Consider the following 20,119-nt stretch of genomic DNA (forward strand, 5'->3'; position numbering starts at 1 on the left):
CTACGGCGGAGCGGGCCACCGGTAGAGGTGCTCCGGTCGTCCCGTGGTGCCGTATCTGAGCCCGACGGTCACCCGCCCGGCGGCGGCGAGGTCTGCCAGGTACCGCTGGGCGGTGGCGCGGGACAGGCCGAGGTGGGCCGCGAGATCGGCGGCGGTGACCGGACCTCCGGCGGTGCGCAGGGCCTCGATGACGAGTTGCGCGGTGTGGCTCGACCTTCCCTTCCTGACCGCCGCGTCGACCCGGTCGCCCTCGTGAAGCGTCCGTACGGCCCGGTCGATCTCCTCCTGGCTCAGTGAGGCGGTGCCGCCCAGCCGCCGGTGGAACCGCGCGTACGCCCGCAGCCGCTCGGCGAGCTCGCCCTCGGAGAACGGCTTCACCAGGTAGTTGATCACTCCACGGCCAAGCGCCTCGCGTACGACTCGCGCTTCGTCGGCGGCGGTCAGCATGATGACGTGGCCGCCGAGGCCGGACGCGATCGAGGTCCCCGGCGAGTCTGGCAGGTATTGGTCCAGCAGCACGAGGTGGGGCCGCAGCCGGCGGGCGAGTTCGACGGCCTCGGCGGCGGTGTGGGCGATGCCGACGACCTCGAAGCCCGGCATCCGGCCGAGATACCGGGCGTGCAGGTCGGCGACCCGGAAGTCGTCGTCGACGACGAGCGCTCGGATAACGGGGTCCGTCTGCGTCATGGCGTCCCCTCCGGTGCCGGCAGGGACAGGTGGCCTGCGGGTTCTGCGGCTTCGAACGCGCCGGGGATCCGAGCCACGAAGACGGCGCCGCAGTCCGCTCCCGAAGGCCGGGTGAGTGTGAGGTCGCCGCTGTGCCGCCGGGCCAGCCGGCGTGCGAGCGCCAGCCCGATGCCGTGCGGGCGAGCATCGGCGGGGCTGGTGGTGAAGTCCGGGTCGAACAGCCGGTCCGCCGCTTTCGCCGGGACGCCGTCCCCGCTGTCGACCACCACCAGGTGGAGGATGTTGGCCTCGGCCAGCAGGGACACCTCGACCCATGCGGGCCGCCGCGCGCCGGTGCACGCGGCCGTGATCGCGTTGTCCGCGAGGTTGCCGAGAATCGTGACGATGTCGAGCGGGCAGGAGAGCGGCCCGGGTAGGAACGAGTCCGGGCTGAGCCGCAGGTCGACCCCGCCCTCCGAGGCGACGGCGGTTTTCGCGGCGAGAAGGCCGCGGATGTACGGATCCCGCAGCCGTCCGCCGTCGCCGTACTCGGTTGCGAGGGGGTCGTCGGCGAGTTCCCGCAGATAGGCGGCGGCCTCGTCCCAGTGGCCGAGGCTGAGCAGGCCGGACAACGTGTGCAGGCGGTTGGTGTACTCGTGCGCCTGGGCGCGCAGGGCGTCCGACAGCGCGCGGACCACGTCGAGTTCGCGGGCCATTTCGTCCAGGTCGGTGCGGTCCCGGAGCGTGACCACGTGGCCGAGGTCGTGCTCGCCCCGGCGCACCGGCCCGGCCGTGACGACGAGCACCCGGTCCTCGGTGGCGACGAGCACGCCGCGCGCCGTGTCCCGGTCCGTCAGGAGCGTGCGCAGGTTCGACGGCAGGTCCGCGTCGGACACGGAGGTGCCCGGCTGGGGCCGGCCGTTGAGGAGCCGGGCGGCGGCGTCGTTGCAGATCGTGATCCGCCCTGTGGGGTCGACGGCGAGCACGCCCTCGCCGATGCCGTGCAGGACGGCCTCACGCTCGCGGAGCAGGTCGGCGAGGTCGGCGGGCTCGAGCCCCAGCGTCTGCCGTTTGAGCCTGCGGGCGAGGGCGGCGGAGGCGGCCACGCCGAGCGCCAGCGCGAGACCGGCGAAGCCGGCGGCCCACCGCAGCAGGTCGCCGGCCCTCCTCGCCACCTTGTCCGCGGCGATGCCGACGCTGACCTGGCCGATCACGTGGTGCGTACCGTCCAGGACCGGCACCTTGCCGCGTGCGGAGGGCCCGAGCGTGCCGCGCTCGAAGGTCACGACATCGCTGCCGTCGAGCGCCGCGGGGTCGGTGCTCACCCGTCGGCCGATCCTCGTCGGATTGGGATGGGAGTAGCGGATCCCGTGGTCGTCGGCGACCACCACGAACAGCACACCGGTGCGGAGGCGGACGGCCTCGGCCCGCCGCTGCACCTCGGGGGAGCGGGTGTGGGCCGTCAGCGCCCCAACGACGACGTCGTCGGCTGCCACTGCGCGGGCGACGGCGAGGGCGCGCTGTTCGTACTGCCGCTCCAGTTCCGTGTTCAGCAGGTACGCCACCAGGGCGAACCCCACACTCATGATCAGCAGGAGGACCGCCACCTGCATGAGAAGGGCCTGGGTCGCGAAACGGGGGTGCGGTCTCGGGCCGGACCAGGGCATGCGAGCACGATACCCGTCGCATCGCGCGAAACAAGGGTGAGCAGAACGCGCAGAACGCGATCTATGCGCATTACCCGAACAACTGTCACAAGCCTGGTGCCGTCCGATCACCCGGCTTTACCGTCCGGGCAGCTTTCGCACAACCGACCTCCGAAAGGGACGAATTCCGTGTCAGAAACGTCACCAGCCATCGAGCTGCGTGGAGTGACTAAGCGTTTCCGCACCCGCGACGGCACCGCTTTCACCGCTACGCGCGACATGTCGTTCACCGTACGGCAGGGAGAGTTCGTCAGCGTCGTCGGTCCGACCGGGTGCGGCAAGTCCACCAGCCTGTCGGTGATCTCGGGGCTGGCCGCCGCCGGCGAGGGCGACGTCCTCGTTCACGGCCGTCCGGTCGCCGGCATCCCGGACGGGCTCGGCTACATGTTCCAGCAGGACGCCGTGCTCCCGTGGCGTACGGTCCTGGACAACGTCGCCGCCGGACCGCGGTACCGGGGCGCGGCCAAGCGGGCCGCGCGGGAGCAGGCCGCCGAATGGGTCGCCCGCGTAGGGCTGTCGGGCTTCGAACGCTACTACCCGCACCAGCTGTCGGGGGGCATGCGCAAGCGCGTCGCCCTTGCCCAGACACTGATCAACGAGCCGTCGATCCTGCTCATGGACGAGCCGTTCGGCGCGCTCGACGTGCAGACCCGTGAGCACATGCAGGACCTGCTGCTCGACCTGTGGTCCGGCAGCGGAGCCGCGGTCGTCTTCGTCACCCACGATCTGACCGAGGCCATCGCTCTCGCCGACACCGTTGTGGTCATGACCGCGGCCCCCGCGACCGTCAAGGACGTCGTCCCGGTCAACCTGGAACGGCCGCGTCAGGTCGAGGAGATCCGGCTGGAGGAGGCGTTCCTCGGCGTCTACCGGCGGGTCTGGGACTCGTTGCGGGAAGAGGTCGAGATCGCCCGAGCCCGGGGAGCCCGCCGTGCCGCCTGAAGCCGTGCCCACCGTCGCTTCGGTCCCTGCCGAGGACCCGGAGGACGGCGTCCCCGCGCGTCGCGCCCGCCGTCTCGCCGCACCGAAGATCACGGCTACCCGTGTCCTGCTCGTCGTGTTGTGGCTGGGCAGCTGGGAGCTCGCCACGGACGGCTGGCTCGACCCGTTCTACTACTCCAGGCCGAGCGCCATCTGGGGCAGGCTCGTGGACTGGTTCACGACCGGGACCGCGTTCGGCTCCATCTGGAAGCAGATCGGGGTCACGCTGGAGGAGGCCGTGCTCGGCTTCGCGATCGGCTCGCTCGCCGGGGTCGTGCTGGGCGTGCTACTCGGCCGGGGCCGGTTCATCGCCGAGGTCTGCGCGCCGTTCATCAAGGCCGCGAACGCCATCCCTCGCATCGTGCTGGCATCGCTGTTCGTGATCTGGTTCGGCCTCGGCATGTCGTCGAAGGTCGCCACGGCTGTCGTGCTGGTCTTCTTCGCGGTCTTCTTCAACGCCTTCCAGGGCGCCCGCGAGGTGGACCGGACCCTGGTGGACAACGCCCGGATCCTCGGCGCGAGCCCCCGGCAGATCCTCACCTCGATCGTGCTGCCGAGCGCGACGTCGTGGATCCTCGCCAGCCTGCACGTGGCCTTCGGCTTCGCGCTGATCGGCGCGATCGTCGGTGAGTACACCGGCGCGGACAAGGGCCTCGGCCTTCTGATCAGCCATGCCCAGGGCACCTTCGACTCGGCCGGCATCTACGCAGGAATGATCATCATGACGGTCGTCGCCCTGCTCGCCGAGTGGCTGCTCACCCTCCTCGAACGCCGGCTGCTCGCCTGGCGCCCCCCGTCTTCCGCCAGCGACGTCCAGACCTGATCGGAACCCCCCATGACCACACAGCCCATCGAACTGGCCACCAAGCTCCCCCGCCTCGCCGCCGCCACCGTCACCGGCCTCGCCCTGGCAGCCGCCCTCGCCGGTTGCGGCGACTCACACACCGCAACCACCGGGCCGGGCGGCGCACCGCAGGTGAAGATCATGGTCGGCGGTATCGACAAAGTGATCTACCTGCCCGCCAAGCTCACCGAGCAACTCGGCTACTTCAAGGCCGAGGGGCTCGATGTCCAGTTGCTGTCGGAACCGTCCGGCGCCCAGGCGGAGAACGTGCTCGTCGCCGGGGACGTCCAGGGTGTCGTCGGCTTCTACGACCACGCGATCGACCTGCAGACCAAGGGCAAGTGCATCCAGAGCGTGGTGCAGTTCGCCGACGTGCCCGGCGAGGTCGAGGTGGTGGCCACGGGGAAGGCCGATCAGATCACCTCACCGGCCGACTTCGCCGGCAAGAACCTCGGCATCACCAGCACGGGATCGTCGACCGACTTCCTCACCCAGGCACTGGCCGTGCGGAACGGGGTGTCGCCTGACAAGTTCACGCGGGTGAAGGCCGGCGCGGGAGCCACCTTCATCTCGGCGATCGACAACGGCGGCATCGACGGCGGCATGACCACCGACCCCACGGCTGCCCAGCTGACGACGACCGGCAAGGCCAGGGTCATCGTCGACATGCGGACAGAGGAGGGCACCAAGGCGGCGCTGGGCGGGCTTTACCCGGCGAGCTCGCTCTATATGGACTGCGCCTGGGTGAAGGCCAACAAGCCGGTGGTGCAGAAGCTGGCCAACGCCCTGGTGAAGACGCTGAGGTTCATCAACGGCAACTCCGCCGAGGAGATCGCGGCGAAGATGCCCGCGGAGTACGCCGGCGCCGACCCCAAGCTGTACGTCAAGGCGATCAACGACACCAAGACCATCTTCACGTCCGATGGCGTCATGCCGGCCGACGGCGCCAAGAACGTGCTGGAGGTGCTCAGCTCCTTCTCACCCAACGTCATGGGCAAGAAGGACGCGATCGACCTGGCCGCCACCTACACCACCGAGTTCGCCAGCGCGGTGAAGTAGAGCAGCCCGCGCCCGGCGCCGGGAAGATGCCGGCCCTGGCTGGATCGACCGCGGCCACGGCCCGCCGTGGCCGCGGTGACGCCGAGAGCCTGGCCCACACGCGACCGGCGTGCGGTCGCGGCGATGGATGGCAACGGCACTCACTGAGAGGTCCCGGTAGCGCGGAGGTGGGCTCGAGTACACCAACCCCCATCTGGAACAGATCATGGCCTATCGCCTCTCCCAGGCGATAGGCCGCCCGGTCCTGGCGGTGGATTACCGCCTCGCCCCCGCCCATCAGTTTCCGGCCGCGCTCCAGGATGTGGTGGCCGTCTACCGGAGTCTGCTCGCTCAGGACGTGTCTGCCTCCCGGATCATCCTGGCGGGCGAGTCGGCAGGCGCGACCTTGGTGCTGTCTGCGTTGCTCGTGCCCGCGGCGGCGCTGGCCATCTCGGCAGGGTCGGTTTCGGTCGTGACGCGGGCGGAAGGCTCTTCACCGCCGCGCGGCCGCTCGGCCGGTATCGCCTCGGTCGTCTCCAGATGCTCCGCATCACGCGAGCGCGATCCGGTCACCACCGGGCACTCGCGTGCACCGGGCACCGTCGCCGGCGTCACCTGCCGCAGTTCCTCGAACCCGGTCAGCAGGCCCAGCCCGGCCTACGCCGGTAACTGATCGTCCGGGAAGACGAACAGGTCCCGCGGAGTCCGGGTCGATCTCCTCGCCACGTCCTCCAGCTTCCCATTGCGTGGGCAGCCGCGCCTGACGCAGTGGCGAGTTCGCGACTCCAGCGCGTCGAGCGGCGCGGCGTACCAGCCTCCTTGCGGCAAGGGGGCCAGGGCGCCGTTACCGGTAGCCAGGGTGGACGCCGGGTGTGAGCTTCTGCTGGGCGGCGATGGCTTCCAGTAGCTCGGTCAGCTGGGCGCGCTGGGCGTGGTCCAGGGCGGCGCAGATGTCGTCCTCATGTGCTTTGCCGAGCCGGCGCATCTGTGTCATGACGTGGGTGCCTTGCTCCGTGAGGTGCAGGGCGTAGTTGCGGCGGTCCTGCGGGTTTCGCCGTCGTTCGACGAGCCCTTTGCGCTCCAGGTTGTCGATCAGCGCCACCACCGCAAAGCGTACGGCGCGCAGGCGCGCGACGCCGCGACGGACCTGCTCGCCGATCCCGGATTCGCGGCGAAGGTGGACCGGCTTCCCTTCAAGCCGGGCCAGCGCGTCATAGCCATCGGCGAGAGCACGACCGGCGACCTGCTGTCCTGGTTCGAAATCTTGCGTCACCTCCTCGACCTGCGGCGCCCGGCCGACGCCATCACCCTCATCAACATGGCGATGTCCGGGCAGACGACCACCCAGGCCCTGGCCGCGCTGCCCGGCCTCTGCCTGCAACGCCCCGATTGGGTGCTGTGCATGCTGGGCGCCAACGACGTCCAGCGTTTCCGACCTGCTGAAGAGCCGGCCGACGGGCCCACTCTGGTCAGCCTCGCCGAGACCGAACGCAACCTGCGCGCGCTACGCGAGCTCACGGCGCAGCGCACGACGGCACGCTGGGTGTGGCTGACGCCTCCCACGTGGACGAGGCCCGGGTCGCGGCCTACCCGCCGTTCCAGCACCTGGGGATCACGTGGGCCAATCGCGACATCGACGCCGTCGGCCACATCGTGACCCGGCTGCCGGACAGCACGGTCGACACGCGGCCCGTCATCGCCGGGCAGACGGCGGAGCCGTTCCATATTGAAGACGGGCTGCACCTTTCCCTCACCGGCCAGCGGGCGCTTGCCGCCGCTCTGGTCGACGCCCTCGCCGATGCGCCATGAAGCTGCTCATCTTCGGTGCCACCGGCGGCACCGGTGCCCAACTCCTGGCCCAGGCTCTCGACGCCGGCCACGACGTCACCGTTGTCGCCCGCAACCCGGACAAGATTCCGGCACACCATCGTGACCGGTCAGTCATCGTCCCCGGGGATGTGCTGCAAGCCCGGACGTGGGACGCCGTGACCGGTGGTCACGACGCCGTCCTGTCCTGTCTGGGCAGCCGTGATCGTCGGCATCCCACCGTTATCTACTCCCAAGGCACGGCCAACATCATCGGCGCGATGCGCCAGTCCGGGGTGAGACGCCTCGTGTGCTTGTCCTCCGCGGGTCTCGAGATCCCTCCGGGCACTCCGCTGCCCCAGCGGCTCGTCACCAAAGTCCTCATCCAGCGCCTCTATCGTCACGGATACGCCGACATGGCCCTGATGGAAGGCATCGTCACAGCCAGCCCACTCGACTGGACGATCATCCGCCCACCGATGCTCACCGACCGGCCGCCCACCGGGCGCTACAGGGCCGCCGCGGGCCACCATCTGCCAGACCAGAAAAGCATCTCCCGCGCCGATCTCGCCCACTACATGCTGAATCACATCGAGGATCAGAAGACCTGGAAGAAGATCGTCTGGCCGAGCGGCTAAGAGGTCCTGACAAAGGACCGGTTCGGCGTGCTCATCAACTGCCTGTTCGACGAGGCCAGCCCGGGCCCAAGCCAGCCACGACGTGGACCGTGATGACCGGCGGCGGGTCAGCCCGGTTCCACCACGGCGATGCGCAGCGCACGATGTTCGCCCGGCTCGCCCCCTCGCTCTCCAAAAGAGGTCGCGAGGTTGCGGAATGCCTGCCTGGCCCGCCTGACTCGCAGGGCGCTGCTGTCCGGCGGCGGCGTGGTGGCCGCGGGCGTGACGAGTGCGGCCGTCGTGGCACGGGCGAGCGCCGACACCGAGGACCCGTGTACGGCGGGCTGTACCGCCGACCCGGGCGCGGGCTCACTCCAGGCGGCGGTGGTGGAGCCGTTCCACGGCGCCCATCAGGCCGGTGTCGCGACGCCGCCACAGGCGCACGCCGCGTTGTGGCGTTCGACCTGCGGTCGGGAGCGGACCGAGAGGGCGTGGCGTGGCTGATGCGCCTGCTCACCGACGACGCCCGGCGACTCACCCAGGGCCGGTCGGCGCTCGCCGACACCGAGCCCGAGCTGGCACCGCTCCCCGCCCGATTGACCGTCACCTTCGGCTTCTTCGGACCGGGTCTGTTCGCGGCCACCAAGACGTCCGGTCGGCGGCCGGCGTTCATCGCTCCCCTCCCCACCTTCCGTATCGACCCGTGCGCGAGCTTCGTGGACCACGGGCAGCGTCCCGGTCGCGCTTTCGGTGCCGAATACCTCGATTCCGTCGCCCGATCCTTTCCACTTCTGTTGCGGTCGCATCAAGTTCTGTTCATTCATGGCGAAAGTCGTTAACCTCGACGCAATCGGTCTCACCGGTCCGAGCCGCATCTCCCCATCCAGGGGCCGTACCTCATGGAGAGCAGAAGTGACGATGGCGCGCTGGTTGGGCCGGTTGCTTCTGCCGATCGTCGTCGGCGTGCTGGCGATGACCGCCTTGGCAGCGCCCGCCTCCGCCCACGGCCAGCTCGCGATGTCGACACCGGTCAAGGACAGTACGGTGCGCGAGCCGATGGAGTCCCTCGCGCTCTACTTCACCGAGGCGCCCGCCCCGAACGCGTACTTCGCGGTCACCGCCCCCAGCGGCGCCCGGGTCGACCGGCCCTGGACGCACGGTCAGCCCAAACGCCTCGACAAGCCGGTTCAGGAGTACAACCTCGTCAACGGGGTGTGGGAACCGAGCGTGTACAACACCGGGTTCCCGGCGGTGATCCCGGTCGCCTACTGGCCGGAGCGGGGCGAGTACGTCGTGCGCTACCTGTCGATCGCCTCCGACGGGGAGCCGGTGCGGGGAGAACTGCGGTTCACCTACAAGGGCAAGACCTCGGGGCCGCCCAAGGGCTGGCAGGCCCCGGACAACGAGCCCGACTCCATCCTGCTCGCCTCGGCCGAGCCCGGGAGCGGCACCCAGGCCCCGGTGCCCGAGACCGGCGACAGTCCGGCGGCGATGGGCCCGGCGGTGCCCCAGGCCGGCGGCAGCCCGGCCGCGGTGCCCGAAACCGGCACGGCCCGCACTGCCGCCGGGAACGCGCAGCCGGCCGACTCCGGCGCCGGGCTGTCGGTATGGTTGGTGCCCGCGGTCCTCGTCGTCGGAGCGGGCGTCCTGGTGGTACGGGCCGCGCGACGGCCCGCGCCCGCCACTCCGGCGGCCCGGCGTCCTTCCGGCCGTCCGCAGGTCAAGAGGCCCACACGCGCCCCGGTGTCACGCACCCCAAACAGCCTCAAATCCACCAAGCGACGCTGACTCACCCCGCCCCCTCAGGAGAACCCCCCATGACGATCGCCCCTGCGCGTCTGCGCCCGCTGCTTGCCGCGCTCCCGCTCGGCGTGGCCCTGCTGATGGCCACGTCGGCCTGTGGCGGGTCGGATGCCGCCGCCCCCGCCCAGTCGGCTGCCCCGGTATCCACCGAATCGGCTGCCCCGGCTCCTGCCGAGTCGGCTCCCGCAGCCCCCAGCGAGTCGGCCGCAGCCGCCCCCACCGACTCGGCCATGAAGGAGATCACCGTCACCGTCGCCGGTCGCAAGGTCACGCCGCCGCCGGGACGGATCGAGGTGACCAAGGGCCAGACGGTGCGGATCACGGTCACCAGCGACGCCGCCGACGAGGCGCACCTGCACGGGTATGACAAGGAGGCCAGCTTGAAGCCCGGCACCCCCGCGAGCATCGAGTTCGTCGCCGACGAGACCGGGCTGTTCGAGATGGAGACCCACGAGTCGGGACTGCAGCTGTTCCAGCTCGTCGTGCGTTAGGCCGGCGAGATGCTGCTGGCTCACGGCGTCGGCGGCCGCCAGGACCTGCCGATCCCGTTCTCGGCCGCGCTGACCGGAGCGGCCCTCGCGTTGCTGGTGTCGTTCGTGGCGCTCGGCGCACTGTGGAAGGAACCGCGCCTGGGTGCCACCCTCACCGGTGCCCGCTCGCTGCCCACCGCCATCCAGACGGCGGTGACCGCGCCGGCCTGGCGGTGGGTCTGGCGAATCGCCGGGCTCGTCGCCGCGGCGTACTTCTGCATCGGGTTGATCTTCGGTCCCGATCGGGCCGACAATCCCACGGCCGGGGCGTTCTACGTCCTGTTCTGGGTCGGCCTGGTGCCGCTGTCGCTGCTGTTCGGCCCAGTGTGGCGCGGCTTGAACCCGCTGCGGACGCTGCACCTGCTGGCCTGCAAGGGGCTCGGACGCGACCCCGAGCTCGGCCTGCGGCCACTGCCTCCGAGCGTCGGATACTGGCCCGCCTGCACCGGCCTGTTCGCCTTCGTCTGGCTGGAACTGGTCGCCCCCGAACGGGCCACCCTGCCGGTCATCGGAGCCTGGCTCGCGGCCTACGCCGTGCTCATGCTCGCCGGAGCGGTGGTCTTCGGCTCCCGGTGGTTCGACCACGCGGATCCGTTCGAGGTCTACAGCGACCTCGTCGGCAGGCTCGCCCCCGTGCACAGGCGCCGCGACGGCGTCGTGGCCTGGCGCAACTCCCTCGACGGCATGGCCGGGCTACGACCTGCACCGGGACTGACAGCACTGGTGGTGGTGCTCTTGGGCTCCACCATGTACGACAGCCTGTCCAACGCCCCGGTATGGGTGCGCTTCATGCAGGAGAGTTCGGTGCCGGCCCCGGTTACGGGCACCGCCGGCCTGGTCACCGTCATCGCTCTGGTGCTCGTGGCGTACCGGACCGCGACCGCGCTCGCCGGCCGATGGGGCGCGGCCCAGCCCGGCACGACGGCGGGTGAGATCGCTCACTCGATCGTGCCGATCGCCGTCGGATACGTGATCGCCCACTACTACACGTTGTTCCTCCTGGAGGGGCAGCGGACCATCGCCCTGCTGTCCGACCCGCTGGACATCGGCGCCGACTGGCTCGGCACCGCCGGGTGGATCATCCAGGCGCTCGGCACCACTCCGGCCGGAGTCGCCACCCTCCAGGTCACGGTCATCGTCATCGGCCACGTGCTGGGCACCGTCCTGGCGCACGACCGCGCGCTGGCACTGTTCCCCCGGCGTACCGCCGTGCTCGGGCAGATTCCCCTGCTCGTGCTGATGGTGGTCTACACAGTGGTGGGCCTGCTTCTCCTGTTCGCCGCCTGACTTGAGATGGAGGGTGCGGCGGGTCGGGAGAATAGCGGTGCCGGTATCAACCAGGGCCCCTGGCCGGCTCCGTAGTCGCGCCCTCTCCGCCGTACGCACCTCAGGTCATGTCCACTCACGCTCACCACTCACTACATGGCGGGTGAGGTAGCCGAAGCCCGGAGTTCCTTGCGGAGCCGGGCTCCGGCTGCACAAGCCATGCGCCTAGCCGGCCATCCTGGAGCGGAGCCCGAGCAGGGTGTCAATCACCCAGGAACGCGGCCAGGGAGATGCCCATCAGGGGCAGGAAGTACCCCACGACGAGGGCGAGCAGGGCCAGCGGCGCCAGGACTCCCCAGTGCACCGCCCGCCAACCGCCGCGGGGGTAGGGCCTGCCGAATCCGCGGGTCGGGCGGCGCCGCCACCACATCCGGTAGCCCAGCACGATCAGCGTGATGAGCCCGGCCGCGATCGTGGCCAGGACGATCTGGTTGACCAGGCCGAACAGCAGCCCCCTGTGCGCGTCGATGCCCCACCGGGTGAGCTTGGCGGCCAGGGGGTAGTCGGCGAACCGCAACGCGCCCACGATGTACCCGGTCGCCGGGTCGACCGCCACCTGGTCCAGCCGCGTGGGCGCGGTCTTGTCGATCTCCATGACGATGTAGGGGCTTCCGGTTTCGCCAGGCCAGGTGATCTCCAGCGGGCCGGACAGCCCCGTGCCGATCCCGACCTCCAGGACCCCGGTCCACGCCCACGTCAGAGTTCAGGTCGACGTTCTGGTGGCCCATCGCGACGTGCGCGGCGTGGTCGATGGGAGCCGCGCTGATCGACGGAGTCGCCCAGCCGAAGGCGGTGCGGAGTTCGTCGATGTTCGCTCCGGCATACTTCGACCAGGTCAGACCGGTAGCGGACGGGAACAGCACGCCCAGCACAGCCCACAGGCCCACCGAGCCGTGCCAGGACAGCATGCGGCGCAGCCCGGTGGCGGCGCGGTCGGGAGCGAACAGGCCGCGCAGGCCACGGCCGTTACGGCGACGCCTGCTCAGCCACAGCGTCAGCCCGCCGAGGGCGACGACCCACAGCCAGCTGGCGGCCAGCTCGCTGTAGATCCGCCTGGGCTCTCCCAGGTGGAGGCGACGGTGCAGGTCGGAGATCCAGGCGCGTACGGGCAGTGCGCCGGAGCTGCCGTAGCTTTCCAGCGTGCCGCGCACCTGACCGGTCCGGGGGTCGACGAAGACCGCCATCTGGGTGCTTTCGGGCAGGTTCGGCACGTCCAGCAGCACCCGAGTGGTCAGGCCGGGCTCGGCCGATGAGCGAGTTGAAGCCGTTGGCGGCGGCGGTCTCAGAGGCGGACACTGCGCCCATAATCGAGGCGGGCATGGCGGAGTAGCCGAGACCGGTTCCGGAGGACACGACGGTCGCGGCGAGCACGATGTGCCATACGTCGTCCATCAGGAACAGCGCGACGGCGTAGCCGGCGACCGCGCACAGGGCGCCGATCATGAGCGTCACCCGAGGCCCGTAAGCGCCGGTGGCACGGGCCGAGACCGGCGAAAGCACCATCATCATCGCGCCGCCGACGGCCATGCACAGCCCGGCCTCGAACAGGGACAGTTCCAGGCCGTAGCCAGTGATGCCCGGGGCCTGGAGCACCTGAGGGAACACCAGGCTGGCCCCGAACATGGCGAACCCGAACGCGATGGACGCGACGTTCGTGATCAGCACCTCGCGCCGGGCGGCCGCCCGCAGGTCGACCAGCGGATCTGCCACCCGCAGCTCCACGAACCCCCACACGAGGAGGATCACCGCCGACACGGCGAACAGGCCCAGGGTGAGAGGGCTGTCCCAGCCCCAGCCGCCGCCCTTGCTCACAGGCAGCAACAGGCACACCAGACCCGCCGACAGCCCCGCCGCACCGAGGAAGTCGAACCGTCCGCCCGTCCGCAGCGGCGAGGCGGGCACCCACCGTGAGGGTGAGGACGAAGCCCACCGCCCCCATGACGGCCGCCGCCAGGAAGAGCATGTGCCAGTCGACGACCTGTGCGACGAGAGCGCCCAGCGGCAGCCCGATCGCACCGCCGGCACCCAGGGTGGCACTCATCAGCGCCATGGCCGAGGTGAGCCGCTCGGGCGGCAGCAGGTCGCGCATGATGCTGATCCCGAGCGGGATGACCCCGACGGCACAGCCCTGCAGCGCCCGCCCGAGCACCACCACGAGCAGCGAACTGGAGACCACGCAGACGACCGAACCGGCGACCATCAGCACAAGGCTGACCACCACCATACGGCGCTTTCCGTACATGTCGCCGAGCCGTCCGCTCACTGGGGTGAACACGGCCGAGGACAGCAGCGTGGCGGTGACGACCCAGGAGGCGTCCTCTGCCGGAGCCGACAGCAAGCGGGGCAGGTCGGGGATGACGGGCACCACCAAGGTGAACATCATCGAGACCACCATGCCGCTGAACGCCAGCGCACCGGTGACGACACCGGATCTGGCACCCGTGATGGGCGTCGCCACCGTACTCCTTCCATCGAGGACGATCGATCGCCACCTCAGCCGTTCGGCCTACCCTCAGGCCGTCATGGAGGCGGTCATGAGCCACCTCAGCTCCCACCCCTGGCTACCGACTAGCGGTCACGGAAGACGGGGTCACGTTTCTCGAGGAAGGCCCGGATCGCCTCGCGGGTGTCCTGGTGGTCCCGTTGAGGTTCTGAGCGTTCGCCTCCCGCAGTGCGCTTTCATGGAAGCCCGTCGCGGCGGCGAGGTTGAGCATCTCCTTGGTCTGCGACAGAGGGAGAGGGGCGAGGGTCAGCAGCTCGCGCGCCCACTCGTACGCGTGCGCCAGGGCCTCCCCCTGCGGCACCACCTTGTTGAGCAGCCCGATGGCGTGGACCTCGCTCGCGGAGAGCACCCGGCCGAAGAAGGCGAGCTCCTTGGCTCGATGAAGTCCGATCATGTGGGTCAGAAGCCAGGTTCCGCCGAAGTCGACGGAAAGGCCGCGTTTGGCGAAGATCTGGGAGAATCTCGCCGTCTCCTCGGCGATCGCCAGGTCGCAGGCGAGCGCCATGTTGAAGCCGGCGCCGACCGCCACCCATGGCGCAGCGCGGCACGTACGTACGCGAGTTCGGCGTGATGCAGCCCGCGCCCGCCCCCCGGTTCTCCCTGACCCCGGCCCGGATCGGCGTACTGACCGAACTCCTCAGACTTCAGGACAGCTCCGAATAGCCGCCATGCGCTTGGCAGTGGTGAGGCGGCGAGCGGCGCACTCGGGCTGGGGTGGCCGAAGGCGGAGTGCCGTCAGCGGGTGTCCTAGCCAATGATCATCCGAAGACGGCCACCCGCATCCAGGGAAGGTTCGGAACGCATCGCACCGAATCGATTCGAAACAAGAGCCATGAGCTGGAACTTCAGCGCAGTCACCCGAAAACCTTCGCAGGTCCAGGAGCCGTAAACATCCCCTTCATACACAGGCCACATCTGATTGACATGCCTTCCTGCCCAAATTTAAGCTGTCTGCGAATCGATTCGATTAGGTGGACCTGCGTTGAGGCCGCCCGTTCGCTTCACCCCGACCGCCGGACGGCGACCCCACAGGCTCCAGGACGATGCCACGGCTCGTCCTGCAATCCCCACCCCCCTTCCGTCGAAGGAGTCACGCGTGGACATCACCTTCAGTTGGCGGCATAGACGCCGCGGCCTGGCCGTCCTGCTCTCCGCCGCTGCGCTCGTCGCCGCGTCCGTCGTCGCGACCGCCGCGCCGGCCCAGGCCGCCGACGAGTCCATCACCGTCGACTTCTCAGTCGCAGGCGGCTCCCCGACGTATCGGGCCTCGGGGTGGATCTACGGCATGACCGAGAACGCGGCCGCGCCGCCGGACAACTACTTCACCGACGTGAGGTTCCGGTACATGCGGGCCGGCGGCGCCCAGCTCGACAGCCCCGGCGGATGGGTGTCGGGCAAGTACGACCGCCGGTGGAACGCCACCCGCGCCCAACTGCTGCGCACCCGGTCGCTAGGCGGCCAGTTCGTTCTGCTGGTGCACGACCTGTGGGGCGCCGACGGCTACCCGATCTCCCGCTTCCCCGGCGACAACGGCAACTGGACCGACTACGACGACTTCCTCACCCGCCTGATCAACGACGTGCGGGCCACCGGCGCTCCGGTCCAGTGGGACATCTGGAACGAACCCAACATCACCCTGTTCTGGAACCGCCCTCAGGCGCAGTACTTCGAGATGTGGCGCCGCGCCTACCAGCGTATCCGCGCCGCCTTCCCCTCCCACCTGATCGTCGGCCCCAGCTGCGCCTGCGTGCCGTCCACCAGCGGCTGGTGGACCCAGTACCTCGACTACGTCAAGGCCGACAACGTCGTCCCCGACATCGTCAGCTGGCACTCCCTGCCGGGCGACCCGGTGGCGAACGTGGCGACGGCGAACACCACCCTCGACTCGCGCGGCATCGCCCACCCACGCCCGTACCAGATCAACGAGTACGGAGCGTCCAACGAGCAGAACCCCGCCGACGGCGCCTGGTACATCGCCCGGCTGGAGCGGGCCGGCGCCGACGGCCTGCGCGCCAACTGGGCCGGCGGGAGCAACCTGCACAACGACCTGGCCAGCCTCCTCGTCCACAACTCCTCCGGCCAGTACCAGCCCAAGGCCGAATGGTGGGTCTACCGCTTCTACGGCTCCCAGACCGGACAGATCGCCTCCGTCACCCCCAGCACCTCCTACGACGCCTTCGCCACCAAGGCGAGCGGGAACGCGAAGATCCTCGTCGGCGGTGGCCGCACCACCGGCGACATCGCCGTCAACCTCCAGCGCCTGGACACCACCAGCGGCATCGTGCAGAACAACCAGGTCCGCGTCCTCGTCGAGCGCATCCCCTACAACAGCGGCGGCGCGGTCCAGGGACCGGTCACCGTCCAGAACACCGTGGCGACCCTGTCCGGCAACGGCACCACCGTCAACCTGCCGCACACCGCCATCGACGACACCTTCACCATCACACTCCTGCCACCCTCGAGCGGCGGCGGGTCGACGTCGGCGTTGCGCAACGTGAACGCCGGCCGCTGCCTCGACGTGCCGAACCTGTCGCAGGCGAACGGCACGCAGCTCCAACTGTGGGACTGCAACGGCCAGGCCAACCAGCAGTGGACGTACACCACCTCCCGTCAACTGCAGGTGTACGGCAACAAGTGCCTGGACGCCGAGGCCGCCGGAACCGCGAACGGCACCAGGGCGATCATCTGGGACTGCAACGGCCAAGCCAACCAGCAGTGGAACTTCAACGCCGACGGCACCATCACCGGCGTGCAGTCCGGCCTCTGCCTGGAGGCGAGCAACTTCGGCACCTCGAACGGGACGAAGGTACAACTGTGGTCCTGCACGGGCACGACCAGTCAGAAGTGGACCCGAAGCTGATTCGGTGACGGGCGACGCCGACTCGCTTCGTCTGGAGCCGCCACGCCGGTTGGACGTACACCACACGTCCAACCGGCGTCCGGCCTTGCGGGCCCACGGGCTACACGCGGGGCCGCTCGCTTGACGACGCCTGATCGTCCGAGCCGGCTGTCTCCCGTTCCCGGCGCTCATGGGCGGCGGCGAGGATGAGATAGGCGCTGGCCGTCCACGTGTAGGCGCGGTCGCGCAGGCCGATGCCGCTGAGGGCGTCGAAGTTCTCCGCGAATCCCGACTTCTCACACAGGACGCGGAAGCGGGTACTGATCTCGTCCGCGAGCTGCGTGTGCCCGGCACGGCGGAGGCCGTCCTCGATCAGAACGGTCGAGGGTGCCCATATCGGACCGCGCCAGTAGCCGTCGTCCTGGTAGTCCGGAGAGGTCGGCAGCTCCGTGGCGAGCCCGAACGCGGTCAGGTGCGCCTCGATCCGGGCGGCCAGCACGTCGCGGACGGATGCGGGCAGTTCGTCGGCCAGGACGATCGGCATGAGGTCGAGGAGGCTGGCGCTGGACCAGGTCCGGCCGGAGTGCACGCCCCGTGTGACGAACCTGTCGCCGTCCCACAGCTCGGCGATCAGCGCGTCGCGCATGCGGTCGGCCTCCCGCGTCCAGGTGACGGCCGCGCCGGGCATGGCGAGCTCGGCCGCCAGGCGGGCGAGCTCGCGCATCTGGAGGATGAGGAACGCCGCGAGGTCGGCCGTCTCGACGAGGCGCTCGGGATCGAAGGCGGTGGCGTTGTCCCAGCCGCTGTCGTTGCCGTGCTGGTAGTGGGCAAGTGCGCGGCCGGGGACGCGGCGAGCGGTAAGCCAGAATGAGGTCCAGCGCTCCAGCAGCCGGTAGACCTCGGCCGACTCGCCCTCGTGCGACGAGCGCAGCCGGCCCAGGGCCCACCCGTGAATGGGCGGCTTGACGAAGTTGTAGAGGACCTCGGAGTGGGCGACGGAGTCGGGAAGCGCTCCGGCGGCGTCCTGGTGGTCGAACACCAGCCGCAACTGGTCCCATGCCAGATCCGGCAGGCCGCCGGCGAGAGCGATGGCGTTGAAGCAGTGGTCCCAGCTCCAGACCTTGTCCATCCAGTGCTTGGACATCAGCACGGCAGGGCGGGTGACGAATCCGGCCGGACGCACCGTGGCCGACCAAAGGACGTAGGCGGCCAGCTCGGCGGCGGGGGTCCGGTCGCTGCGCCAGGGCGCGACGGCGTCGCGGAACGCGTCGAACTCGGCCCGCGCCGATGCCGCCACGTGCTCGAAGTCGTTCGCGCCTGTGTAAGGGGCGCGGGCGGTCTCGTACTCCTCGACGGCGATCTCCCACGGCTCGCCGTCACCGGACAGCAGGACGCCGCGCTCGGCCGTGCCGAGTGTCTGCGCTCCCCACACCTCGGCCCGGCCTGCGAGCAGGGTGATCCGATAACGGCGCCCGGTCTGGTACACGGTGAAGACCCACGAGTCGTCGCCGGGGTTCTGGTAGAAGTACGGGCCGCTGAACGGCGTGAGGACCGGGTCGGCCGCCAGCAGGCGCAGGCCGAGGCCCTGGCCGCGCAGCCGTACGGTGTCCGGGTTCTCGTACGCGAGGTCGATCCGGCCGGCGTCGCACGTCCAGGTGAGCCGGTGCGGTGCGGCGGCGACGGTCGTCTCGGCGCGGGCGCCCTCCACGGTGGGGATCAGCCGCAGGATCGGGTGCATCCCCGTCTGGTGGGACACCAGGTGGACGTCCTGCGCGTACCTCTCCTCTCCGATCACCGGGGAGAAGCCGAACCAGGATCCGCGGAAGCTGAACGGGATCTCCCGCAGGGAGAACGCCGGACCTGCGGCGACGGTCATGAAGTGGGAGTCCCTTCTATCGGGGAGAGGGCGGGTCAGTGCTTCACCGCGCCCGCGGTGACACCGGCGGCGACGTAGCGCTGCGCGACGACGAGCGCGCCGTCCACCCGGGCCGCCTGCAGCAGTTCCTCGGGGATGCCGGACATGAACGTCGTCAGGACCAGCACGGCGAACGGCACCGCCAGCGTGGAGTCGGCCACGATCAGCCCCGGGACCGTGTTGAGCACGCCGGCGCTGAGGAAGATGGCGTAGAAGCCCATCGCCATGATGATTCCCGGGATCATCTGGGCGATCAGCAGCAGGAAGCCGAGCGTCCCGCCGCCGCGCGGGCGGAGTTCGGCCAGCGAGTAAGCGGCCGGCGCCGCGACCAGCAGGGTGAGGGCAACCGTGCCCAGCCCGACGACCAGGCTCACCCCGAGGTACGGCAACTGCTGGTCGAACACCGCCCGGTAGCCCTCCAGGGTGCCGTCCACCGGGAACCAGTTCGGCGGCGACTTACGCATGTCCTCCTCCCGGGTGAAGGACACGTTGATCATCCAGTAGACCGGGAACAGCATCACGCCGGTCAGCACCAGCCCGATCGCGGTCGTCCCCCACGTACGCGAGGCGCTCATGACAGGGCCTGCCTTCGCTGTAGGCGGATGTAGATCAGTCCGAAGACCAGGGCCGTCACGATCAGCAGGTTGCCGACCGCCGCCCCGGGGCCGAAGGCCGGCAGGAGGTTGCCGAAGCTCAGCCGGTACGACCAGGTGGCGAACGTGGTCGAGGAGTCGCTCGGCCCTCCCCTGTTCATGATCCAGATGATGTCGAACACCTTGAGCGTGTAGACCAGCCCGAGCAGCAGCGTGATCGCCGAGACCGGCCTCAGCAGCGGGAACGTCACCTTCCAGAAGCGCTGCCAGCCGCCCGCGCCGTCCAGTGCCGCCGCCTCGTGGATGACCGGGTCGATCGCGTGGAGGCCGGAGTACAGCACGACCAGGTTGAAGGGGATCCCGATCCAGATGTTGGCGATGGTCACCGACCACAGCGACCAGTCCGGCGAGGTCAGCCAATGGACGGGCCCCACGCCGAAGACGGCGAGCACCGCGTTGACGACGCCGGAGTCGCTGTCGAGCATCCACGACCAGGTGGAAGCGGACACGATCAGCGGCAGCAGCCACGGCACCAGGAACAGCGCCCGCAACGTGGCCGACAGCCGGAAGTTCCTGTGGAAGAACATCGCCAGGGCGAGCCCGACGGTGAACTGGAAGCCCAGTGACACCAGCGTGAACACCATCGTGTGCCACAGCGCCGGCCCGAATGTCGCGTCGCGTACGACCTTCGCGTAGTTGGCGAGCCCGGTGAACGGCGCGTCGCCCTGGACGAACGAGCGCACCGTGTAGTCGCGCAGGCTCAGCTCGACGTTGCGGTAGAGCGGATAGGCGTAGAAGACCAGCAGGTAGACGACGACCGGCGTCAGGAAGGCCCAGGCCGCCCACTGCCCGGACCGGGCACGTGTCGCCGCCCGTCGGCCCAGTCCTGGCGCCGGCACGAGCGCGGCGACGGAACGGACCGCGGCCTGTGTGACTCGATTCATACTCGCGT

At 69.9% G+C, this 20,119-nt stretch carries 21 protein-coding genes and 2 pseudogenes; 13 read left to right on the forward strand and 10 right to left on the reverse strand.

The genetic code is table 11. The annotated features are described in order from the left end of the window. Both ACQEVJ_RS27890 and ACQEVJ_RS27895 read right to left on the reverse strand, forming a co-directional pair. On the reverse strand, nucleotides 1-687 hold the full coding sequence (locus tag ACQEVJ_RS27890; RefSeq protein ID WP_433106023.1) for a response regulator: 687 nt from the start codon (nucleotides 685-687) through the stop codon (nucleotides 1-3). Next, entirely contained in the window at nucleotides 684-2,333 is a 1,650-nt protein-coding gene (locus ACQEVJ_RS27895; protein ID WP_433106025.1) for an ATP-binding protein, read from the reverse strand. The genes ACQEVJ_RS27890 and ACQEVJ_RS27895 overlap by 4 nt, the downstream gene beginning before the upstream one ends. A 204-nt stretch (nucleotides 2,334-2,537) precedes the next feature. On the opposite strand from ACQEVJ_RS27895, the gene ACQEVJ_RS27900 reads away from it, so the two are divergent. From ACQEVJ_RS27900 to ACQEVJ_RS27915, 4 genes and pseudogenes are all read left to right on the forward strand, one after another. Beyond that, the gene (locus ACQEVJ_RS27900) at nucleotides 2,538-3,314 is read left to right on the forward strand and encodes an ABC transporter ATP-binding protein (protein ID WP_433106027.1); all 777 of its coding nucleotides are present in this window, start codon (nucleotides 2,538-2,540) and stop codon (nucleotides 3,312-3,314) included. Next, nucleotides 3,304-4,176 (forward strand): ABC transporter permease, encoded by an 873-nt coding sequence (locus ACQEVJ_RS27905; protein WP_433106029.1) that lies wholly within the window; start codon nucleotides 3,304-3,306, stop codon nucleotides 4,174-4,176. Before ACQEVJ_RS27900 ends, ACQEVJ_RS27905 begins: the two co-directional genes overlap by 11 nt. A 12-nt stretch (nucleotides 4,177-4,188) precedes the next feature. Continuing rightward, complete coding sequence (locus ACQEVJ_RS27910; protein ID WP_433106031.1) at nucleotides 4,189-5,256, forward strand: ABC transporter substrate-binding protein; 1,068 nt, start codon at nucleotides 4,189-4,191, stop codon at nucleotides 5,254-5,256. A gap of 175 nt (nucleotides 5,257-5,431) precedes the next feature. Then, nucleotides 5,432-5,908 (forward strand): annotated as a pseudogene (locus tag ACQEVJ_RS27915) (alpha/beta hydrolase fold domain-containing protein); the annotation flags it as partial. A gap of 171 nt (nucleotides 5,909-6,079) precedes the next feature. Here the strand turns inward: ACQEVJ_RS27915 and ACQEVJ_RS27920 are convergent. Further along, nucleotides 6,080-6,616, reverse strand: a complete 537-nt coding sequence (locus ACQEVJ_RS27920) for a MarR family winged helix-turn-helix transcriptional regulator (RefSeq protein WP_433106033.1) — start codon at nucleotides 6,614-6,616, stop codon at nucleotides 6,080-6,082. Here ACQEVJ_RS27920 and ACQEVJ_RS27925 point away from each other — a divergent pair. From ACQEVJ_RS27925 to ACQEVJ_RS27960, 8 genes are all read left to right on the forward strand, one after another. Beyond that, the gene (locus ACQEVJ_RS27925; RefSeq protein ID WP_433106035.1) at nucleotides 6,500-6,892 is read left to right on the forward strand and encodes an SGNH/GDSL hydrolase family protein; all 393 of its coding nucleotides are present in this window, start codon (nucleotides 6,500-6,502) and stop codon (nucleotides 6,890-6,892) included. The genes ACQEVJ_RS27920 and ACQEVJ_RS27925 overlap by 117 nt on opposite strands. Further along, nucleotides 6,781-7,044 carry a hypothetical protein gene (locus ACQEVJ_RS27930; RefSeq protein ID WP_433113373.1) on the forward strand — a complete coding sequence of 88 codons (264 nt, stop codon included), beginning with the start codon at nucleotides 6,781-6,783 and terminating at the stop codon, nucleotides 7,042-7,044. The genes ACQEVJ_RS27925 and ACQEVJ_RS27930 overlap by 112 nt, the downstream gene beginning before the upstream one ends. After that, nucleotides 7,041-7,679 (forward strand): NAD(P)-dependent oxidoreductase, encoded by a 639-nt coding sequence (locus tag ACQEVJ_RS27935; RefSeq protein ID WP_433106037.1) that lies wholly within the window; start codon nucleotides 7,041-7,043, stop codon nucleotides 7,677-7,679. Before ACQEVJ_RS27930 ends, ACQEVJ_RS27935 begins: the two co-directional genes overlap by 4 nt. 189 nt (nucleotides 7,680-7,868) lie before the next feature. Further along, the gene (locus ACQEVJ_RS27940) at nucleotides 7,869-8,162 is read left to right on the forward strand and encodes a hypothetical protein (RefSeq protein WP_433106039.1); all 294 of its coding nucleotides are present in this window, start codon (nucleotides 7,869-7,871) and stop codon (nucleotides 8,160-8,162) included. After that, nucleotides 8,150-8,497, forward strand: coding sequence for a Dyp-type peroxidase domain-containing protein (locus ACQEVJ_RS27945; protein WP_433106041.1), 348 nt, complete (start codon nucleotides 8,150-8,152; stop codon nucleotides 8,495-8,497). The genes ACQEVJ_RS27940 and ACQEVJ_RS27945 overlap by 13 nt, the downstream gene beginning before the upstream one ends. Nucleotides 8,498-8,576: 79 nt before the next feature. Beyond that, nucleotides 8,577-9,446 carry a copper resistance protein CopC gene (locus ACQEVJ_RS27950; protein ID WP_433106043.1) on the forward strand — a complete coding sequence of 290 codons (870 nt, stop codon included), beginning with the start codon at nucleotides 8,577-8,579 and terminating at the stop codon, nucleotides 9,444-9,446. Nucleotides 9,447-9,475: 29 nt separating this feature from the next. Beyond that, complete coding sequence (locus tag ACQEVJ_RS27955) at nucleotides 9,476-9,952, forward strand: hypothetical protein (RefSeq protein ID WP_433106045.1); 477 nt, start codon at nucleotides 9,476-9,478, stop codon at nucleotides 9,950-9,952. 9 nt (nucleotides 9,953-9,961) lie between these two features. Continuing rightward, the gene (locus ACQEVJ_RS27960) at nucleotides 9,962-11,278 is read left to right on the forward strand and encodes a hypothetical protein (protein WP_433106047.1); all 1,317 of its coding nucleotides are present in this window, start codon (nucleotides 9,962-9,964) and stop codon (nucleotides 11,276-11,278) included. Nucleotides 11,279-11,519: 241 nt separating this feature from the next. Here the strand turns inward: ACQEVJ_RS27960 and ACQEVJ_RS27965 are convergent, their stop codons facing one another. The 4 genes and pseudogenes from ACQEVJ_RS27965 to ACQEVJ_RS27980 form a co-directional block, all read right to left on the reverse strand. Beyond that, on the reverse strand, nucleotides 11,520-11,912 hold the full coding sequence (locus tag ACQEVJ_RS27965; RefSeq protein WP_433106049.1) for a PepSY domain-containing protein: 393 nt from the start codon (nucleotides 11,910-11,912) through the stop codon (nucleotides 11,520-11,522). A gap of 193 nt (nucleotides 11,913-12,105) precedes the next feature. Then, nucleotides 12,106-12,540 (reverse strand): annotated as a pseudogene (locus ACQEVJ_RS27970) (PepSY domain-containing protein); the annotation flags it as partial. 59 nt (nucleotides 12,541-12,599) lie between these two features. Continuing rightward, on the reverse strand, nucleotides 12,600-13,712 hold the full coding sequence (locus ACQEVJ_RS27975; protein WP_433113014.1) for an MFS transporter: 1,113 nt from the start codon (nucleotides 13,710-13,712) through the stop codon (nucleotides 12,600-12,602). Nucleotides 13,713-13,878: 166 nt separating this feature from the next. After that, on the reverse strand, nucleotides 13,879-14,349 hold the full coding sequence (locus ACQEVJ_RS27980) for an enoyl-CoA hydratase/isomerase family protein (protein ID WP_433106051.1): 471 nt from the start codon (nucleotides 14,347-14,349) through the stop codon (nucleotides 13,879-13,881). A 567-nt stretch (nucleotides 14,350-14,916) separates the two neighbouring features. On the opposite strand from ACQEVJ_RS27980, the gene ACQEVJ_RS27985 reads away from it, so the two are divergent. Then, complete coding sequence (locus tag ACQEVJ_RS27985) at nucleotides 14,917-16,680, forward strand: ricin-type beta-trefoil lectin domain protein (RefSeq protein WP_433106053.1); 1,764 nt, start codon at nucleotides 14,917-14,919, stop codon at nucleotides 16,678-16,680. Between the two features lie 100 nt (nucleotides 16,681-16,780). Here the strand turns inward: ACQEVJ_RS27985 and ACQEVJ_RS27990 are convergent, their stop codons facing one another. Genes ACQEVJ_RS27990 through ACQEVJ_RS28000 form a run of 3 tightly spaced genes read right to left on the reverse strand, consistent with a single transcriptional unit; the run spans nucleotide 16,781 to nucleotide 20,111 of the window. Next, nucleotides 16,781-18,535, reverse strand: a complete 1,755-nt coding sequence (locus tag ACQEVJ_RS27990) for an amylo-alpha-1,6-glucosidase (RefSeq protein ID WP_433106055.1) — start codon at nucleotides 18,533-18,535, stop codon at nucleotides 16,781-16,783. A 35-nt stretch (nucleotides 18,536-18,570) separates the two neighbouring features. Beyond that, on the reverse strand, nucleotides 18,571-19,149 hold the full coding sequence (locus ACQEVJ_RS27995) for a carbohydrate ABC transporter permease (protein WP_433106057.1): 579 nt from the start codon (nucleotides 19,147-19,149) through the stop codon (nucleotides 18,571-18,573). Next, complete coding sequence (locus ACQEVJ_RS28000; RefSeq protein WP_433106059.1) at nucleotides 19,146-20,111, reverse strand: carbohydrate ABC transporter permease; 966 nt, start codon at nucleotides 20,109-20,111, stop codon at nucleotides 19,146-19,148. The genes ACQEVJ_RS27995 and ACQEVJ_RS28000 overlap by 4 nt, the downstream gene beginning before the upstream one ends. Nucleotides 20,112-20,119: the final 8 nt, after the last annotated feature.

It is taken from the genome of Microbispora sp. CA-102843, assembly GCF_050936215.1.
Classification (GTDB): domain Bacteria; phylum Actinomycetota; class Actinomycetes; order Streptosporangiales; family Streptosporangiaceae; genus Microbispora.

Bases quoted from the DNA above. Each gene is read 5' to 3' on its own strand.
- ACQEVJ_RS27935 (WP_433106037.1), top strand. From the start codon at position 7,041: ATGAAGCTGCTCATCTTCGGTGCCACCGGCGGCACCGGTGCCCAACTC.
- ACQEVJ_RS27895 (WP_433106025.1), bottom strand. From the start codon at position 2,333: ATGCCCTGGTCCGGCCCGAGACCGCACCCCCGTTTCGCGACCCAGGCC.
- ACQEVJ_RS27995 (WP_433106057.1), bottom strand. From the start codon at position 19,149: ATGAGCGCCTCGCGTACGTGGGGGACGACCGCGATCGGGCTGGTGCTG.
- ACQEVJ_RS27975 (WP_433113014.1), bottom strand. From the start codon at position 13,712: ATGGTGGTCTCGATGATGTTCACCTTGGTGGTGCCCGTCATCCCCGAC.
- ACQEVJ_RS27950 (WP_433106043.1), top strand. From the start codon at position 8,577: ATGGCGCGCTGGTTGGGCCGGTTGCTTCTGCCGATCGTCGTCGGCGTG.
- ACQEVJ_RS28000 (WP_433106059.1), bottom strand. From the start codon at position 20,111: ATGAATCGAGTCACACAGGCCGCGGTCCGTTCCGTCGCCGCGCTCGTG.
- ACQEVJ_RS27990 (WP_433106055.1), bottom strand. From the start codon at position 18,535: ATGACCGTCGCCGCAGGTCCGGCGTTCTCCCTGCGGGAGATCCCGTTC.
- ACQEVJ_RS27960 (WP_433106047.1), top strand. From the start codon at position 9,962: ATGCTGCTGGCTCACGGCGTCGGCGGCCGCCAGGACCTGCCGATCCCG.
- ACQEVJ_RS27910 (WP_433106031.1), top strand. From the start codon at position 4,189: ATGACCACACAGCCCATCGAACTGGCCACCAAGCTCCCCCGCCTCGCC.
- ACQEVJ_RS27965 (WP_433106049.1), bottom strand. From the start codon at position 11,912: ATGGAGATCGACAAGACCGCGCCCACGCGGCTGGACCAGGTGGCGGTC.
- ACQEVJ_RS27955 (WP_433106045.1), top strand. From the start codon at position 9,476: ATGACGATCGCCCCTGCGCGTCTGCGCCCGCTGCTTGCCGCGCTCCCG.
- ACQEVJ_RS27890 (WP_433106023.1), bottom strand. From the start codon at position 687: ATGACGCAGACGGACCCCGTTATCCGAGCGCTCGTCGTCGACGACGAC.